Origin of the sequence: Orbus sasakiae, from assembly GCF_039542345.1 — a bacterium.
In the GTDB taxonomy this organism is placed as follows: Bacteria; Pseudomonadota; Gammaproteobacteria; order Enterobacterales; family Orbaceae; genus Orbus; species Orbus sasakiae.
Map to the genome: position 1 here is coordinate 1 of NZ_BAABHY010000017.1, position 2,860 is coordinate 2,860.

The window sequence follows — 2,860 nt, forward strand, 5'->3', positions numbered from 1 at the left end:
TATCAGTTAGCTCAACGTATCGCTACGCTTACACACCTGACCTATCTACGTCTTAGTCTCAAACGGACCTTACAGTATCTCTACTGGGAAAACTCATCTCAAGGCTAGTTTCGTGCTTAGATGCTTTCAGCACTTATCTATTCCGCACGTAGCTACCGGGCAATGCAATTGGCATCACAACCCGAACACCAGCGGTGCGTTCACTTCGGTCCTCTCGTACTAGAAGCAAACCCTCTCAATTTTCCTACGCCCATGGCAGATAGGGACCGAACTGTCTCACGACGTTCTAAACCCAGCTCGCGTACCACTTTAAACGGCGAACAGCCGTACCCTTGGGACCTACTTCAGCCCCAGGATGTGATGAGCCGACATCGAGGTGCCAAACACCGCCGTCGATATGAACTCTTGGGCGGTATCAGCCTGTTATCCCCGGAGTACCTTTTATCCGTTGAGCGATGGCCCTTCCATTCAGAACCACCGGATCACTATGACCTACTTTCGTACCTGCTCGAGCCGTCACTCTCGCAGTCAAGCTAGCTTATGCCATTGCACTAACCTCCTGATGTCCGACCAGGATTAGCTAACCTTCGTGCTCCTCCGTTACTCTTTGGGAGGAGACCGCCCCAGTCAAACTACCCACCAGACAGTGTCCGTAAGCCCGATTCAGGGCCCTACGTTAGAACATCAAACATTAAAGGGTGGTATTTCAAGGTCGACTCCATGCAAACTAGCGTCCACACTTCTTAGTCTCCCACCTATCCTACACATTAAGGCTCAATGTTCACTGTCAAGCTATAGTAAAGGTTCACGGGGTCTTTCCGTCTTGCCACGGGTACACCGCATCTTCACGGCAAATTCAATTTCACTGAGTCTCGGGTGGAGACAGCCTGGCCATCATTACGCCATTCGTGCAGGTCGGAACTTACCCGACAAGGAATTTCGCTACCTTAGGACCGTTATAGTTACGGCCGCCGTTTACTGGGGCTTCGATCAAGAGCTTCAGCTTACGCTTAACCCCATCAATTAACCTTCCAGCACCGGGCAGGCGTCACACCGTATACGTCCACTTTCGTGTTTGCACAGTGCTGTGTTTTTATTAAACAGTTGCAGCCAGCTGGTATCTTCGACTGATTTCACCTCCATCCGCATGGGACTTCAATTACCATCAGCGTGCCTTCTCCCGAAGTTACGGCACCATTTTGCCTAGTTCCTTCACCCGAGTTCTCTCAAGCGCCTGAGTATTCTCTACCTGACCACCTGTGTCGGTTTCGGGTACGATTAATGTATATCTGAAGCTTAGAGGATTTTCCTGGAAGCAGGGCATCAATTACTTCAGCACCTTAGTGCCTCGTCATCACGCCTCAGAGTTTTAGTGACCGGATTTGCCTAATCACACCCCTACACGCTTAACCCACCATCCAATAGGTGGTAAACCTAGCCTTCTCCGTCCCCCCATCGCAATATACACCAGTACGGGAATATTAACCCGTTTCCCATCAGCTACGCATCTCTGCCTCGCCTTAGGGGTCGACTCACCCTGCCCCGATTAACGTTGGACAGGAACCCTTGGTCTTCCGGCGTGCGGGCTTTTCACCCGCATTATCGTTACTTATGTCAGCATTCGCACTTCTGATACCTCCAGCAAACCTCACAGTTCACCTTCGCAGGCTTACAGAACGCTCCCCTACCCAATATGTTATTCACACACTGCCGCAGCTTCGGTGCATAGTTTTAGCCCCGTTACATCTTCCGCGCAGGCCGACTCGACTAGTGAGCTATTACGCTTTCTTTAAATGATGGCTGCTTCTAAGCCAACATCCTAGCTGTCTAAGCCTTCCCACTTCGTTTCCCACTTAACTATGACTTTGGGACCTTAGCTGGCGGTCTGGGTTGTTTCCCTCTTCACGACGAACGTTAGCACCCGCCGTGTGTCTCCCATGCTCAACTTGTCAGTATTCGGAGTTTGCATCGGGTTGGTAAGCCGGGATGGCCCCCTAGCCGAAACAGTGCTCTACCCCCAACAGTTATACATGAGGCGCTACCTAAATAGCTTTCGGGGAGAACCAGCTATCTCCCGGTTTGATTGGCCTTTCACCCCCAGCCACAGGTCATCCGCTAATTTTTCAACATTAGTCGGTTCGGTCCTCCAGTTAGTGTTAACCAACCTTCAACCTGCCCATGGCTAGATCACCGGGTTTCGGGTCTATACCCTGCAACTAAATTCGCCCAGTTAAGACTCGGTTTCCCTACGGCTCCCCTATTCGGTTAACCTCGCTACAGAATATAAGTCGCTGACCCATTATACAAAAGGTACGCAGTCACACCATAAATGATGCTCCCACTGATTGTACGTACACGGTTTCAGGTTCTATTTCACTCCCCTCGCCGGGGTTCTTTTCGCCTTTCCCTCACGGTACTAGTTCACTATCGGTCAATCAGGAGTATTTAGCCTTGGAGGATGGTCCCCCCATCTTCAGACAGGATATCACGTGTCCCGCCCTACTCTTCAAGCTTCCACTTAATGCATATTCATGTACGGGACTATCACCCTCTGTCGTGCGACTTTCCAGACGCTTCCATTTACACATTAAGCTACCCGCTTTGGGCTCCTCCCATTTCGCTCGCCGCTACTTTGGGAATCTCGGTTGATTTCTTTTCCTCGGGGTACTGAGATGTTTCAGTTCCCCCGGTTCGCCTCATTAACCTATTTATTCAGTTAATGATAATGTAGTCACCTACATTGGGTTTCCCCATTCGGACATCGCCGGCTAATAATGCATTTTATCAGCTCACCGGCGCTTTTCGCAGATTAACACGTCCTTCTTCGCCTCTGATTGCCTAGGCATCCACCGTGTACGCT

Annotated in this window: 1 rRNA gene; it reads right to left on the reverse strand. The window is 50.5% G+C overall.

Annotated elements, in window-relative coordinates:
• A 23S ribosomal RNA gene (locus ABEA36_RS13205) occupies window positions 1-2,860 on the reverse strand; the annotation flags it as partial.